The organism is Mesorhizobium sp. M7A.F.Ca.CA.002.09.1.1, assembly GCF_003998555.1.
Lineage (GTDB): Bacteria > Pseudomonadota > Alphaproteobacteria > Rhizobiales > Rhizobiaceae > Mesorhizobium > Mesorhizobium ciceri.
Genome location: NZ_RZRR01001386.1, coordinates 1 through 872, shown reverse-complemented (window position 1 = coordinate 872; position 872 = coordinate 1). Strand labels below are relative to the sequence as shown.

2 protein-coding genes are annotated in these 872 nt (G+C 64.7%); one reads left to right on the top strand and one right to left on the bottom strand.

Annotated elements, in window-relative coordinates; genetic code table 11:
- Window positions 1–557 (bottom strand): SDR family NAD(P)-dependent oxidoreductase (locus tag EN994_RS33430; RefSeq protein ID WP_127308254.1); only part of this gene is annotated, 557 nt, incomplete at its 3' end.
- 103 nt (window positions 558–660) lie between these two features.
- Here EN994_RS33430 and EN994_RS33425 point away from each other — a divergent pair.
- A partial coding sequence (locus EN994_RS33425; protein ID WP_164746529.1) for a LysR family transcriptional regulator occupies window positions 661–872 on the top strand: 212 nt, incomplete at its 3' end.

The following is an 872-nucleotide window of genomic DNA, read 5'->3' as shown; positions in this document are numbered from 1 at the left end:
ATCGGTCCGGGCGCCACCGCGTTGACGGTGACACGGCGCGCGCCAAGCTCCTTGGCCAGGATGTGGGTCATCGCCTCGACACCCGCCTTTGTGGCGGCGTAAACGCCGTAGCCCGACTGATAGAGACCGACGACGCTGCTGGAAAAATTGATCATGCGGCCGCCGTCGCGAAGCCGGCGCGCACCTTCCCGCATGCCGCGAAACACGCCGCCGAGATTGATCGCGATCTGGGTGTCGAACGAAGCATCGTCGGTCTGCGCGATCGGCGAAATCTTCATGATGCCGGCATTGTTGACGAGGATGTCGATGCCGCCGAACGCCTTCTCGCCGGCGTCGAACAGCACGGCGATGCCGTTCGGATTGGCGATATCGGCCTGCACGGCGATCGCCCTGCCGCCGCCGGTCTCGATCGCGCGGACCAGTTCTTCGGCCTCCGCACGGCCCCGTGCATAGTTGACGACAACGGCGACGCCGTCACGGGCGAGCCGCTGTGCGATGGCGGCGCCGATGCCTTTGGAGGCGCCGGTCACGATCGCGGTTCTGGTTTGATTTGTCATCGAAGTCTCTCCGCGTTGTTGGTGACACGGATATAGGCCAAGCCGAATTCCGGATAATCATCCACCCATTGACATCACTATTCGGAAACTGCGAACAAAGAGCATGGATCGGCTGGACACGATGCGGCTCTTTGTTCGCGTTCTGGAGCGGCGCAGCTTCACCGCTGCGGCGGCCGATCTCGGCCTGCCGCGCTCAACCGCGACGGAAGCCATCCGGCGGCTGGAGGAGCATCTCGGCGCGCGGCTGCTGGAACGAACGACGCGGCAGGCGCGGCGACAGGAATGTGCGGGTGAGCAGCGTGCTGGCGTCGATGC